The following is a 12929-nucleotide window of genomic DNA, read 5'->3' as shown; positions in this document are numbered from 1 at the left end:
CGACGCAGCGCGCGGACAGCGGGGCAGCGTCTTACGAGAGGCCGGGTGCGGCCGCGGGATTGCGCTTGGCCAGGGCGACGGTGACCGTGAAGAGGACGACGCCGGTCACGGCGAGGGCTGCGCCGACCGCCGCGGGGGCGGTGTAGCCGTAACCTGCGGCGATCACCAGGCCTCCTAACCAGGCACCGGCCGCATTGGCGATGTTCAGCGCGGCGTGGTTGAGGGCGGCGGCGAGCGTCTGGGCGTCGGCGGCGACATCCATGAGCCGGGTCTGCAGCCCGGGGGCGAGCGCGGCGCCGGAGGCGCCGACCAGCAGCGCGCCGACCGCCGCGGTGACGGGGTTGTGCGCCGCCGCCACGAACCCGGCCAGGATCACCACCATGGCACCCATGCCGAGGAAGATCGAGCGGTCAACCCCGCGATCGGCCAGGAAACCACCGGCGATATTGCCGATCACCATCCCGACGCCGAAGAGCGCGAGCACCAGCGGCACCAGCGCGGAACCGAGCCCGGCCACGTCGGTGAGCGTGGTGGCCACGTAGGTGTACACCGCGAACATGCCGCCGAAGCCGATCGCCCCGACCGCCAGCGTGAGCAGCACCTGCGGCCTGCGCAGCGCGCCCAGCTCGGTGAGCGGGTTGGTGGTGACGATCCCGGTCAGCGGCGGAACGAAGCGCAGCAGCGCCGCGACGGTGGCGAGCCCGATCACCGCGACCACCACGAACGCCGAACGCCAGCCGAAGGCCTGGCCGAGCCAGGTGGCGGCGGGCACGCCGACCACATTGGCCACGCTGAGCCCCAGCATCACCGCCGCCACCGCCTTTGCCCGCTGCCCGGCGGGCGCCAGCGTCGCGGCGGCCAGCGAGGCGACGCCGAAGTAGGCGCCGTGCGGCAGCCCGGCGACGAAGCGCGCCGCGATCAGCGCGCCGTAGCTCGGCGCGAGCACCGTCGCCAGGTTGCCGACGGTGAACGCCACCATCAACCCGACCAGCAGCTTCTTCCGCGCCACCCGGGCGAAGGCGGCCGCGATCAGCGGCGCCCCGATCACGACGCCGAGCGCGTAGGCGGAGATCGCGTGCCCCGCGGTCGGCTCGGAGATCCGCAGCGCGCCCGCGATGTCGGGCAGCAGCCCCATGGCGACGAACTCGGTGGTCCCGATCCCGAACCCGCCGAGCGCCATGGCGAGCACGGCGGGCAGGTGCCAGCTGGTGCGCGGAGTCTCGACGGCGGTAGCGGTAGAAGTCACGCTTCCGTGCAACCCCGCGGTACCGCGGCGGGGTTCCCGATCCCGGGGTGAGATCGGCCACCCCCTCCGGGCCATGCGCGGATACGCGGAGACCCCCGCTCCGCAGTCGGCGGAACAGGGGTCTCGAAGCCGGGATCAGCGCAGCGCGCGCGCCAGGTTGGCGTCGAGCGCGCCGAGGAACTCCTCGGTGCTGAGGTAGCCCTGGTCGCCGCCGACCAGCGCCGCCAGGTCCTTGGTCATCTGCCCGCCCTCGACGGTCTTGATGACGACGTCCTCCAGCGTCTGCGCGAAGCCGATCACCTCGGGGGTGTTGTCCAGCTTGCCGCGGTGCTCCAGCCCACGGGTCCAGGCGAAGATCGACGCGATCGGGTTCGTCGAGGTCGGCTTGCCCTGCTGGTGCTGGCGGAAGTGCCTGGTCACGGTGCCGTGCGCGGCCTCGGCCTCACAGGTCTTGCCGTCCGGGGTGAGCAGCACCGAGGTCATCAGCCCGAGCGAGCCGAAGCCCTGCGCGACGGTGTCGGACTGCACGTCGCCGTCGTAGTTCTTGCAGGCCCAGACGTAGCCGCCCTCCCACTTCATGGAGGAGGCGACCATGTCGTCGATCAGCCGGTGCTCGTAGGTGAGCCCGGCGGCGTCGAACTGGCTCTTGAACTCGGCGTCGAACACCTCCTGGAAGGTGTCCTTGAACATGCCGTCGTAGGCCTTGAGGATGGTGTTCTTGGTCGACATGTAGACCGGGTAGTTCTGCTGCAGGCCGTAGTTGAACGAGGCCCGCGCGAAATCCTCGATGGACTTCTTGAAGTTGTACATGCCCATGACGACGCCGCCGTCCTCCGGCATCTTCACGACCTCGTGCACGATCGGCTCGCCGCCGTCCTCCGGGGTGAAGGTGAGGGTGACGGTGCCCGCCTCGAACACCTTGAAGTCGGTGGCGCGGTACTGGTCGCCGAAGGCGTGGCGGCCGATGATGATCGGCTTGGTCCAGCCCGGCACCAGCCGCGGGACGTTGGAGATGATGATCGGCGCGCGGAAGATCGTGCCGCCGAGGATGTTGCGGATGGTGCCGTTCGGCGACCGCCACATCTTCTTCAGCCCGAACTCCTCGACCCGCGCCTCGTCCGGCGTGATCGTGGCGCACTTGACACCGACGCCGTGCCGCTTGATCGCCTCGGCCGCGTCCACGGTGACCTGGTCGTCGGTCTTGTCGCGGTACTCGATGCCGAGGTCGTAGTACTCGAGGTTCACGTCGAGGTACGGGTGGATCAGCTTGTCCTTGATGAACTGCCAGATGATCCGCGTCATCTCGTCGCCGTCGAGCTCTACGACGGTGCCTTCAACCTTGATCTTGGACATGGATCTTCGTGTCCTCCTAGGGTGTGTGCCCTCATTGCACGGCCAGGCGAACACGCTTGTGAGCGGACCCCAGCTGTCCAACAGACAACGTCTATGTCCCGCTTGGTCGGCGAGACCCTGTGGTGCAAACAAGACAAGCGTACTGCTGCCCGACCTCGCATTGCACGGCGAGGGTCGCCCTTTCGGGGACCCCGGCTCGTTACCCGCGAGTAGGTCCGGCGTGACCGAGGACACGCCCCTTGCTCACGGTTCGAGCCTACGACGAGAGCCCGCCGGGGCGCAGCACCCACCCGCTCAGAGTCCACAGGAAGCAGCTGTGAGCGCATTCACAGCGGCTACCTGTGGATAACTCCGCACACGGGTTCGATCGGCAGACCTCGGTCCGGTTACGATGTCGAACAGGTCATGAGTGCCAGCGCCAAGCCCCGGCTCGCTGGCCGGCAACCCTCCAGCAGCGGCGGGGTGCTCCGGGTGACGACCCGGCTCCCGACGGCCGGGAGCAAGCGCGCTCTCCTGGAGGTAACACGTGACCGAGACGACCGACCCCACCGCGAACTGGTCCTTCGAGACCAAGCAGATCCACGCGGGTCAGGCCCCCGACGGCAGCACCAGCGCCCGCGCCCTGCCGATCTACCAGACCACCTCCTACACCTTCCGGGACACCGCGCACGCCGCGGCGCTCTTCGGCCTCGCCGAGCCGGGCAACATCTACACCCGGATCATGAACCCCACTCAGGACGTGGTGGAGCAGCGGATCGCGGCCCTCGAAGGCGGCGTCGCGGCGCTGGTCGTCGCCTCCGGGCAGGCCGCCGAGACCTTCGCCGTCCTGAACGTGGCGAACGCGGGCGACCACATCGTCTCCAGCCCGCACCTCTACGGCGGCACCTACAACCTCTTCCACTACACCCTGCCCAAGCTGGGCATCGCGGTCTCCTTCGTGGACGACCCGGACGACCTGGAGCAGTGGCGCGCCGCCGTCCGGCCGAACACCAAGGCCTGCTACGGCGAGACCATCGCCAACCCGAGCAGCGCCATCCTCGACCTGCCCGGCATCTCCGCCGTCGCGCACGCCGCGGGCGTCCCGCTGATCGTGGACAACACGGTCGCGACCCCCTACCTGCTGCGGCCGCTGGAGCACGGCGCCGACATCGTGGTGCACTCGGCCACCAAGTACCTGGGCGGCCACGGCGCCGCCATCGCGGGCGCGATCGTGGACGGCGGCACCTTCGACTGGCGCGGGAAGACCGAATCCGGCGAGGACCGCTTCCCCGGCTTCACCACTCCCGACCCCAGCTACCACGGCGCGATCTTCGCCGACCTGGGCGCGCCCGCCTTCGCGCTCAAGGCGCGGGTGCAGCTGCTGCGCGACCTCGGCTCCGCCGTCTCGCCGTTCAACGCCTTCCTGATCAGCCAGGGCATCGAGACGCTGAGCCTGCGCATGGAGCGGCACGTGCAGAACGCGCAGGCGGTCGCCGAGTTCCTCGCCACGCACCCGGCGGTCACCTCGGTCGCCTACGCCGGGCTGCCCACCTCGCCCTGGTACGAGCGCGCGCAGCAGCTCACGCCGAAGGGCGCGGGCGCGGTGATCGCCTTCGAGCTGAAGGGCGGCGTCGAGGCGGGCAAGAAGTTCGTCGACGCGCTGACGCTGCACAGCCACGTCGCCAATATCGGCGACGTGCGCTCGCTGGTGATCCACCCGGCCTCCACCACGCACTCCCAGCTCACCCCCGACGAGCAGGCGAGCTCCGGCGTCACGCCGGGGCTGGTCCGGCTGGCCGTCGGCATCGAGGGGCTGCAGGACATCCTGGCCGACCTGCGCGCGGGCTTCGACGCGGCGTCGTGACCGTGGGCATCGAACCGGGCACCGCCCTGCTACCGCCGCCGGACGGGACGTCCGGCGTGCTCGCGGTCGGCGACGTCAAACTGGAGAACGGCGCCGTCGTCCCCGATGTGCGGCTGGCCGTGCAGCGCTGGGGCGAGCTCTCCCCCGCCATGGACAACGTGATCCTGGTCGAGCACGCGCTCACCGGCGACGCGCACGTCGCGAGCGCCCCCGACAACCCGGCGCCCGGCTGGTGGGAAGGCATGGTCGGGCCCGGCGCCCCGCTGGACACCGACGAGTGGTGCGTGATCGCCACCAACGTGCTCGGCGGCTGCAAGGGCAGCACCGGCCCCGCCGCCCCCGCTCCGGACGGCAAGCCCTGGGGCAGCCGCTTCCCCGACATCTCCATCCGTGACCAGGTGAGCGCCGAGATCGCGCTCGCCGACCTGCTCGGCATCGAGCGGCTGGCCGCCGCGGTCGGCGGCTCCATGGGCGGCATGCGGGTGCTGGAGTGGATGGTCGGCCACCCCGAGCGGGTGGCCGCGGCGCTGGTCCTCGCCGTCGGCGCGCGCGCCACCGCCGACCAGATCGGCACCCAGACCACCCAGATCGCCGCCATCGTCGGCGACCCGGCCTGGCAGGGCGGCGACTACCACGGCACCGGCAGCGCCCCGGTCACCGGCCTCGCCGTCGCCCGCCGGGTGGCGCACCTCAGCTACCGCACCGAGGCCGAGCTCGACCACCGCTTCGAGAACCTGCCGCAGGCGGGCGAGGACCCGTGGGACGGCGGCCGGTACGCGGTGCAGAGCTACCTGGAGCACCAGGCCGAGAAGCTGGTCGCCCGGTTCGACGCCGCCACCTACGTGCTGCTCTCCGAGGCCATGAACCGGCACGACGTCGGCCGCGGCCGCGGCGGGGTCGCGGCGGCGCTGGGGTCGACTCCGGTGCCGTGCGTGGTCGCCGGGGTCGACTCGGACCGGCTCTACCCGCTGCGCACCCAGCGCGAACTCGCCGAGCTGCTGCCCGGCTGCGCGGAACTGGACGTCATCCACTCCAGGGACGGCCACGACGGCTTCCTCACCGAGGCCGACCAGATCGCCGCGCTGCTGGCCCGCACCGCGGCGCTGGCCAGGGCGAACCGCTAACCGACGCCGAGGGTGTTGATCGTGGCGGCGAGGAAGACGATGGTGCTGCCGAGCAGGCTCAGCGCCGCCACGTCGAACGGCTTGCCGCGCACCGCGAGCAGCCCCACCCGCACCGTCGGCAGGCACAGCCGGAACACCGCGGCCAGCAGCGCCGCGCTGCCGAAGATGAAGGCGCCGCGGCGCCAGCGATCGGAGGCGACGAAGACGATCGCCACCAGCACGACCAGCACCACGATCACCATCGGCAGGTGACAGCGCAGGAACTGCGCGCCCCAGCTGCCGCCTCCGGATTCGCGCCGCGCCACGGTCGGGTCTGTCACGCCTGCGATTGTGGCAGACCGGGCTGGTGCAGCCCGAATCGCACGCCCTGGTCGTCTCGGCAGAAGGCGAAGCGGCCGAAGCCCTCCGTCTCCGGGCCGGGGTCGTCGGCCTCGCCGCCGAGGTCGCGGACCCTTCGCGTCGCGGCCTCGATGTCGTCGACGCGGAAGAAGATGCCGATCCAGCGGTCCTCGTCGCCGTCGTGGACGCCGCCGCGGACGCCGCCCGTTTCCAGCCAGGCCGGGCCGCCGGGTTTCGTCTCGTGGGACTTCCAGCCGAGGAGTTGTTCGTAGAAGGTGCGGGCGCGGGTGGCGTCCGGGACGCCGATCTCGAAGAAGCTCGGTTCACCGGTCATGGTCGGTTCCCTCCGTTTCGGTGGTTCGCCCCGACCCTAGGTTCGCGGAGGTGCTCCGGTCTTGAAGGAATGTTCGCGCGTGGCGCCGACCGCAGCCCCGGCCGGGGGGCGGTTCGGCTCGTGGCCGCCGCGGCGACGCGATCTCAGCCCTGACCAGCGGCCCATGCGCTCGGCGGGCGGCCGGCGAACTCGCGGAAGTCGCGGGTGAAATGTGCCTGGTCGGCGTAGCCGCAGGCGAGCGCGACGGCGCTGAGCGGCCGCGGGTCCGGCGCGCGGAGCAGCGCGGCGGCGCGCTCGAAACGGATCACCCTGGCCGCCGCCTTCGGCGTGAGCCCGACCTGGGCCCGGAAGCGGCGCGCCAGTCGGGCCCTGCTCCAGCCGATCTCGGCCAGGATCGCGCCGATCCCCGCCGTCCCCCCGGTCCGCCGCAGCGTGCGCCAGGCGTACGCGACCTCGGGATCCGGCTCCGGTCCGCCCACCGCGGCCCGCCCGAACAGCGCGTCGAGCAGCGCGAACCTGCTCGCCGGATCCCCCTGCGCCGCCAGCCTTTCCGGCAGTTCCCGGCCGGCCCGGCCTAACAGATCGGGCAGTCCGACCGCCCGATCGGCCAGCTCGGACACATCCCCCGCCACCCGATACAACCCGAGCGGCGGCAACCGCACCTGCACACAGTGCTGCACCCCCGCGTGCTCGGTTCGCGTCGGCCCCAGGCTCGGCCCCGCCGCGAATGCCCGCAGGCTCCGCGCCACCCCCGGCTCCGCCACATCGGTCACCACCAGCGGATCCGCGAACTCCACCACCAGCACCACCCCGGCATTCGCCGGCTCATACCGCACCACCGGCCCACCGACCCGCTCCCGGAACTCGGCATACTCGCCGACCAGCCCGGCCAGCGCCGCGTGCGGCTGCGCGGTGACCACCTCCCAGGAGTTCATACTCCCCATCCTGCGCCCACCGCAGGACGAAGGTGGGTCGGTCCGGCGGAGACACCCTGCCGCGATCTGGGAGTATCTCCCGTTGTGTTCCATCTGATGTTCCACGAGCCGTGCATTCCGCCGAACACCGGCAATGCGATCCGCCTGGTCGCGGGGACCGGGTGTGAGCTGCATCTGATCGAGCCGCTGGGGTTCGACCTGTCGGAGGCGAAGCTGCGCAGGGCGGGGTTGGACTACCACGATCTGGCGGCGGTGCGGGTGCACGCGGATCTGGAGACGGCGTTCGAGGTGGTGCGGCCGGAGCGGGTGTGGGCGTTCAGTACGCAGGGGGAGGTGCGGTATACGGATGTCGCGTATCAGCCGGGGGATGTGCTGCTGTTCGGGACCGAGCCGACGGGGTTGCCGGAGGAGGTGCTCGCGGATCCGCGGGTGACGGCGCGGGTGCGGATTCCGCTGGTGCCGGGGCGGCGGTCGATGAATCTGTCGAACGCGGCGGCGGTGACGGTGTACGAGGCGTGGCGGCAGCAGGGGTTTTCCGGCGGGGTCTAGCGATCTCGAAGCGCCTGTGGCGTGCGGGTCGTGCCCCCTACGGCTGTTGGGGGTGATCGTCGCGCGGACGGTCGGCATCGGGGGTGTCCCGGGTGGGGTTCGAAGCGGGTTCGTCCGATCGCGTCGGCTCGGCTTCCGCAGGCGCCGCCCCGGTAGCCGGGGCCGATTCGGGCTCGGCCCATGCCTTACCCGGCGCGGGCGCGGGGGCGGGACCGCGACGACGGCGGCGCACCGCGCGGACCACCGCGAAGATCAGCCCGCCGACGACGGCGAGGAAGGCGAGCGTCGGCAGCGCCTTGCCGGTGAAGACGACCGCGTCACCGAGCCAGTCCACCAGCCCGTTCCAGCCGGCGACGAGGCCGCCCCAGAAGGAGCTCGGCTCGTCCTCGTCGACCGGGTTGGCCGCGGGGGTGCTGACCGAGATGCTCAGGGTGGAGAGCGCGACCTGGTCGTCCAGCAACCGCTGCTGCGAGATCAGGCTGTCCAGCTCGCCCTGGCGGGAGGAGAGCGCTTCCTCGGCGGCGATCAGGTCGGCGGTGTTGGTGGCGCCCGCGATGAGGGCGCGCAGGCGGTCGACCGAGGTCTGCAGCGCGCGGATGCGGGCGTCCAGGTCTTCCCACTGCATGGTGACGTCGGCGCGGTTCAGGCTGACCCTGGTGACGCGGCCGACCTGGCCGAGGCCGTCGACGAAGGCGTCGGTGCGGTCGCTCGGCACCCGCACGGTGAGCGCGGCGCTCGGCCCCTGCGGCAGGGGGCGGTAGCCGGAGCCGCCGTCGTTCTCGTCGGTGCGCGGCTGCTCGGTGCGGCTGTCCACCCGGCCGTCCAGGTCGCGGACCCGGTCGGCGATCACGGCCGCGGCGGCGATGGGGTCGTCGGCGACCAGCGCGACGTCGCCGGTGACGACCTCCTTGCGCGCGGTGTCCGGCGCCTGCTCGTTGTCGGCGGGCGCCGGTGCGCCCTGTTCACGCAGCCCGGGCGGGCTCACGGCGGGCGCGGCGATCGAGGAATCGGGTGCGCCCGAGCCGCTTTCGGGCGTGTCCGCCCCACACCCGACGAGCAGCGCGAGGCCGAGCAGCCCCGCGCAGAACACCGCAACCTTCCGCATGCCCCGCAGCGTAGCGGCCCGCTACCGGAAGTCCCGCGACTTCGACACCATCCGCAGGTCCAGCGGCTGCAGGTGTTCGGCCACCACGCTCACCGCGCCCTCGGCGTTCTGCACCAGCCCACGCACGATCAGCGCCGAGGCGCTCTGCGCGAGCCTGCGGTGCCGCTGCCACAGCCCCACCGAGCAGACCACGTTCACCATGCCGGTCTCGTCCTCCAGGTTCATGAAGGTCACCCCGCCCGCGGTGGCGGGGCGCTGCCGGTGCGTCACCGCGCCCGCCACCAGCACCCTGGTGCCGTCGCGCACCGCGAGCAGCCCGGCGGCCGGGCGCACGTCCAGGCTGTCCAGGTAGGCGCGGAGGAACTCGGTGGGGTAGCTGTCCGGGGAGACGCCGGTGGCCCAGACGTCGGCGGCGGCCAGCTCGAGCCCGCTCATCCCTGGCAGCGATGGCGCCGCGGTGGCGGCGCCGATGCCGGGCAGCCGGTCCGGCCGCTCCCCCGCCGCCGCGCCCGCGGCCCAGAGCGCAGCGCGGCGCGGCCCGGCCAGTGCGCCGAGCGCGCCCGCGGTGGCCAGCGACTCCGCCTGCGGCACAGTCAATTCGACCCGGCCGGTGAGGTCGGTGAAGGAGGTGTAGGGGCCGTCCCGTTCGCGGGCGGCGACGATGCGGGCGGCCAGTTCGTCGCCGATGTGCCGCACCGCGGCCAACCCGAGCCGCACCTCGGTGCCGCGCCGCTCCAGGGTGGGCTCGGCGCGGCTGGCGTTCACGTCCGGGCCGTGCACCGCGACCCCGTGCCTGCGGGCATCGGCGACCAGCGACTGCGGCGAGTAGAACCCCATGGGCTGGGCGCGCAGCAGCCCGGCGCAGAACGCCGCCGGGTAGTGCAGCTTGAACCACGCGGAGTAGAAGACCAGCGCCGCGAAGCTCTGCGAATGGCTCTCCGGGAAGCCGAAGTTCGCGAAGGCGTACATCTGCTCGTAGATCCGCTCGGCCACCTCGCCGGTGATGCCGTGCTGCTCGCGCATCCCGGCGAAGAGCCGGTCCTTGAGCCGCTCCATCCTGGCCCTGGAGCGCTTGGAGCCCATGGCCCGGCGCAGCTCGTCGGCCTCGGCGGCGGTGAAGCCCGCGACGTCGACGGCGAGCTGCATGAGCTGCTCCTGGAACAGCGGCACGCCGTAGGTGCGGTCCAGGGTGGGGCGCAGCGCCTCGTGGTCGAGCCGGTAGGGCTCGCCGTTGCGGCGGCGGATGTAGGGGTGCACCGAGCCGCCCTGGATCGGGCCGGGGCGGATGAGCGCGACCTCGACCACCAGGTCGTAGAACTCGCGCGGCTTCAGCCTGGGCAGCGTCGCCATCTGCGCGCGCGACTCCACCTGAAAGACGCCGACGGAGTCGGCCCTGGTCAGCATGGCGTAGACGGCGGGCTCGCCGAGATCGATCGCGTGCAGCTCCACCGTTGTCCCGATGTGCTCGCGGACCAGGTCGATCATGTAGTGCAGGGCGGAGAGCATGCCGAGCCCGAGCAGGTCGAACTTCACCAGGTTGATGGCGGCGCAGTCGTCCTTGTCCCACTGCAGCACGCTGCGGCCCGCCATCCTGGCCCACTCCACCGGGCAGACGTCGGCGATCGGGCGGTCGCAGATCACCATGCCACCGGAGTGGATGCCGAGGTGCCGCGGCAGCCCCTCCAGCTCGGCGGCCAGCTCGAGCACGTCGGCGGGGATGTCGGTGTCGGTCTCGGCGGCGACCCCGGACCAGCGGCTCACCTGCTTGCTCCAGGCGTCCTGCTGGCCGGTCGAGAAGCCGAGCGCCCGCGCGGCGTCCCGCACCGCCGACTTGCCGCGGTAGGTGATCACATTCGCCACCTGCGCCGCGTTCTCCCGGCCGTACCTGGCGTAGACGTGCTGGATGGCCTCCTCCCTGCGGTCGGACTCGATATCGAGGTCGATGTCGGGCGGGCCGTCCCGCTCCGGTGCCAGGAACCGCTCGAAGAGCAGGTGGTTGCCGACCGGGTCGACATTGGTGATGCCGATGGCGTAGCAGACCGCGGAGTTGGCCGCGGAGCCCCTGCCCTGACAGAGGATGCCGTTGCGGTGGCAGAAGTCCACGATGTCGTGCACGACCAGGAAGTAGCCGGGGAACTTCATCCGGCCGATCACCGCGAGCTCGTGCTCGATCTGCGCGTAGGCCGGCTCGTTCTCGGCGCGCGGGCCGTAGCGCTTCGCCGCGCCCGCATAGCTGAGTTCGCGCAGCCAGGACAGTTCGTCGTGGCCCGCGGGGACCTCGAAGGGGGGCAGCGTCGGGGCGATGAGCCTGAGGTCGAAGGCGCACTCGCGGCCCAGCTCGGCGGCGTGCGCCACCGCGGCGGGGCAGTCGGCGAAGAACCCGGCCATCTCCGCGCCGGAGCGCAGGTGCGCCCCGCCCGCGGCGGCCAGCCAGCCGGACATCTCGTCCAGGCCGCGGTTGGCCCGGATCGCGGCGAGCGCCATGGCGCGGCGGCGGTGCGCGGGGGCGGCGAAGTGCGCGCCGGTGGTGGCGAGCACCGGGAGCCCGGCCCGGTCGGCGAGCGCGATGAGCATGGCATTGCGCTCGTCGTCCTCCGGGATGCCGTGGTGGGTGAGCTCGACGCTCACCCGGTCGGCGCCGAAGCGCTCGACCAGCTCCCGCAGCGCGGCCTCGGCGCGCGGGGCACGGGTGTCGCCCGCGCGCACGTCCAGCGCGAGCGCGCGGCGCACCGTCCCCTTGCGGCAGCCGGTGAGGATGTGCCAGTGCCCGCCCGCCGCGGCGGTGAGCGCGTCCAGGTCGTAGCGCAGGATTCCCTTCTCACCCGCCGCCAGGTGCGCGGCGGCGACCTCGCGGGAGAGCCTGCGGTACCCCTCGGCGCCGCGGGCGAGCACCAGCAGGTGCGGGCCTGCCGGGTCGGGCTCGCCGGTGCGCGGCGCGGAATCCGGTGCGCCCGCGTGCCCGCCGACCGCGCTCCCGGTCGGCGCGGCCTCGACCGCGGGACCCCGAGCCCCACGGTTGCGCAGGGCGGACCCGCCCGGTGCCCGGCCACCCCGCCGCACACCGCCGAGCCCGGCCGCACCCCGACCGCTTCGGGACCCGCTGCCGCTCCAGCCGTCCCCGGCGGTCGGGAACCCCTCCTCCCGGCCCGCATTCCGGGAGGAGGGATCACCACAACCGGCGACCGCGGAACGTCCCCGCTCCGGCGCCGAGCCGAGCGAGAGCTCGACGCCGAAGACGGTGGGCAGCCCCCACTCCTTCGCCGCCTCGGCGAACCGCACGGTGCCGTAGAACCCGTTGTGGTCGGTCAGCGCGAGCGCCGAGAGGCCCAGCCGCACAGCCTCTTCCACCAGCTCCTCGGGGTGCACGGCACCGTCGAGGAAGCTGTACGCCGAGTGCGCGTGCAGCTCCGCGTACGGCACCGTCGCCCCCGCGGGCTCCACCGGCCCCGCCCGGTACGCGCCGCGCCTGCGCGACCACGCCGGGCTGTCGCCGCCGTCGCCCGGGTACATCGCCTCCGGATCGCCCCGGCCCGAGCGACCGGAGAGCACCCGCTCCAGCTCCGCCCAGGTGGGCGGGCCGTGATCCCAGCCCACGGCGGCGGCTCAGGCCGAGAGCCGCTCGGTGGAGCCCGCCGCGAGCGCCTGCTCCACGTGCTCCAGCCCGGACCGGATGATGTCGCCGTACGCGTCGTGCGCCAGCACGTCGAGGTGGCCGCGCGCGATGGTGAGCTGCATCCGGGCCGACTCGAAATCGCCGGTGCGGCGCTGGCTGTCGGCCAGGTTCAGGTAGAGCGAGGGGAGGAAGCCGCGGAGCCCCTCGTCCAGCGGGACGCCGTAGGCGAAGACCGCCGCCAGCGCCCGCTGATCCCAGTACAGCGCGTCCTCCGCGCAGTCCTGGACATCCGCGAGGTGGTGCGCGACCACGCACCGCTGCACGGGATCACCGTTCTCGCCGAGCTCCTCCCATACCTCCATGAGCGCGCGCCGCGCCGCCTCACGATCCACACCTCCGAGCCGCACCGCGGCGTAGATATCCGCCATCCGATCGTCCGCCATGCGCCGAGTATCGCACATGCGTTCGAACGTTTCGAGCGCAGTTCG

General features: G+C 72.6%; 11 protein-coding genes and 1 riboswitch. Of the genes, 3 read left to right on the top strand and 8 right to left on the bottom strand.

What is annotated here, in order from left to right; translation table 11 throughout:
- Positions 1-31: 31 nt before the first annotated feature.
- The gene (locus tag ACFUUZ_RS23685; protein ID WP_378699682.1) at positions 32-1246 is read right to left on the bottom strand and encodes an MFS transporter; all 1215 of its coding nucleotides are present in this window, start codon (positions 1244-1246) and stop codon (positions 32-34) included.
- 135 nt (positions 1247-1381) lie between these two features.
- Positions 1382-2599: an NADP-dependent isocitrate dehydrogenase gene (locus ACFUUZ_RS23680; protein WP_378699680.1), complete on the bottom strand. Its 1218-nt coding sequence runs from the start codon at positions 2597-2599 to the stop codon at positions 1382-1384.
- A gap of 401 nt (positions 2600-3000) precedes the next feature.
- A riboswitch (SAM riboswitch) is annotated at positions 3001-3111 on the top strand.
- 14 nt (positions 3112-3125) lie between these two features.
- Here ACFUUZ_RS23680 and ACFUUZ_RS23675 point away from each other — a divergent pair.
- Positions 3126-4442, top strand: coding sequence for a bifunctional o-acetylhomoserine/o-acetylserine sulfhydrylase (locus ACFUUZ_RS23675; RefSeq protein ID WP_378699678.1), 1317 nt, complete (start codon positions 3126-3128; stop codon positions 4440-4442).
- The gene (locus tag ACFUUZ_RS23670) at positions 4439-5566 is read left to right on the top strand and encodes a homoserine O-acetyltransferase (RefSeq protein ID WP_378699676.1); all 1128 of its coding nucleotides are present in this window, start codon (positions 4439-4441) and stop codon (positions 5564-5566) included. The genes ACFUUZ_RS23675 and ACFUUZ_RS23670 overlap by 4 nt, the downstream gene beginning before the upstream one ends.
- Here ACFUUZ_RS23670 and ACFUUZ_RS23665 read toward each other — a convergent pair.
- From ACFUUZ_RS23665 to ACFUUZ_RS23655, 3 genes are all read right to left on the bottom strand, one after another.
- Positions 5563-5808, bottom strand: coding sequence for a DUF3017 domain-containing protein (locus ACFUUZ_RS23665; RefSeq protein WP_378699752.1), 246 nt, complete (start codon positions 5806-5808; stop codon positions 5563-5565). The two genes, ACFUUZ_RS23670 and ACFUUZ_RS23665, sit on opposite strands and share 4 nt — an antisense overlap.
- Before the next feature lie 74 nt (positions 5809-5882).
- Positions 5883-6239 carry a VOC family protein gene (locus ACFUUZ_RS23660; protein WP_378699674.1) on the bottom strand — a complete coding sequence of 119 codons (357 nt, stop codon included), beginning with the start codon at positions 6237-6239 and terminating at the stop codon, positions 5883-5885.
- Positions 6240-6382: 143 nt separating this feature from the next.
- A complete protein-coding gene (locus ACFUUZ_RS23655) occupies positions 6383-7174 on the bottom strand; it encodes a helix-turn-helix domain-containing protein (protein ID WP_378699672.1) in 792 nt (263 codons plus the stop codon).
- A gap of 84 nt (positions 7175-7258) precedes the next feature.
- On the opposite strand from ACFUUZ_RS23655, the gene ACFUUZ_RS23650 reads away from it, so the two are divergent.
- Positions 7259-7723, top strand: coding sequence for a tRNA (cytidine(34)-2'-O)-methyltransferase (locus ACFUUZ_RS23650; protein WP_378699670.1), 465 nt, complete (start codon positions 7259-7261; stop codon positions 7721-7723).
- A 37-nt stretch (positions 7724-7760) separates the two neighbouring features.
- Here ACFUUZ_RS23650 and ACFUUZ_RS23645 read toward each other — a convergent pair whose 3' ends face one another.
- The 3 genes from ACFUUZ_RS23645 to ACFUUZ_RS23635 form a co-directional block, all read right to left on the bottom strand.
- Complete coding sequence (locus ACFUUZ_RS23645) at positions 7761-8828, bottom strand: DUF4349 domain-containing protein (RefSeq protein ID WP_378699668.1); 1068 nt, start codon at positions 8826-8828, stop codon at positions 7761-7763.
- A 21-nt stretch (positions 8829-8849) separates the two neighbouring features.
- Positions 8850-12269, bottom strand: coding sequence for an error-prone DNA polymerase (locus tag ACFUUZ_RS23640; RefSeq protein ID WP_378699750.1), 3420 nt, complete (start codon positions 12267-12269; stop codon positions 8850-8852).
- Positions 12270-12431: 162 nt separating this feature from the next.
- On the bottom strand, positions 12432-12884 hold the full coding sequence (locus ACFUUZ_RS23635; protein ID WP_378699666.1) for a hypothetical protein: 453 nt from the start codon (positions 12882-12884) through the stop codon (positions 12432-12434).
- Positions 12885-12929 lie beyond the last annotated feature (45 nt).

Source organism: Nocardia sp. NPDC057353 (assembly GCF_042667085.1).
Lineage (GTDB): Bacteria > Actinomycetota > Actinomycetes > Mycobacteriales > Mycobacteriaceae > Nocardia.
This window is presented reverse-complemented; position numbering and strand designations above follow the sequence as displayed.

Bases quoted from the DNA above. Each gene is read 5' to 3' on its own strand.
- ACFUUZ_RS23635 (WP_378699666.1), bottom strand. From the start codon at position 12,884: ATGGCGGACGATCGGATGGCGGATATCTACGCCGCGGTGCGGCTCGGA.
- ACFUUZ_RS23660 (WP_378699674.1), bottom strand. From the start codon at position 6,239: ATGACCGGTGAACCGAGCTTCTTCGAGATCGGCGTCCCGGACGCCACC.
- ACFUUZ_RS23680 (WP_378699680.1), bottom strand. From the start codon at position 2,599: ATGTCCAAGATCAAGGTTGAAGGCACCGTCGTAGAGCTCGACGGCGAC.
- ACFUUZ_RS23665 (WP_378699752.1), bottom strand. From the start codon at position 5,808: ATGGTGATCGTGGTGCTGGTCGTGCTGGTGGCGATCGTCTTCGTCGCC.
- ACFUUZ_RS23655 (WP_378699672.1), bottom strand. From the start codon at position 7,174: ATGAACTCCTGGGAGGTGGTCACCGCGCAGCCGCACGCGGCGCTGGCC.
- ACFUUZ_RS23645 (WP_378699668.1), bottom strand. From the start codon at position 8,828: ATGCGGAAGGTTGCGGTGTTCTGCGCGGGGCTGCTCGGCCTCGCGCTG.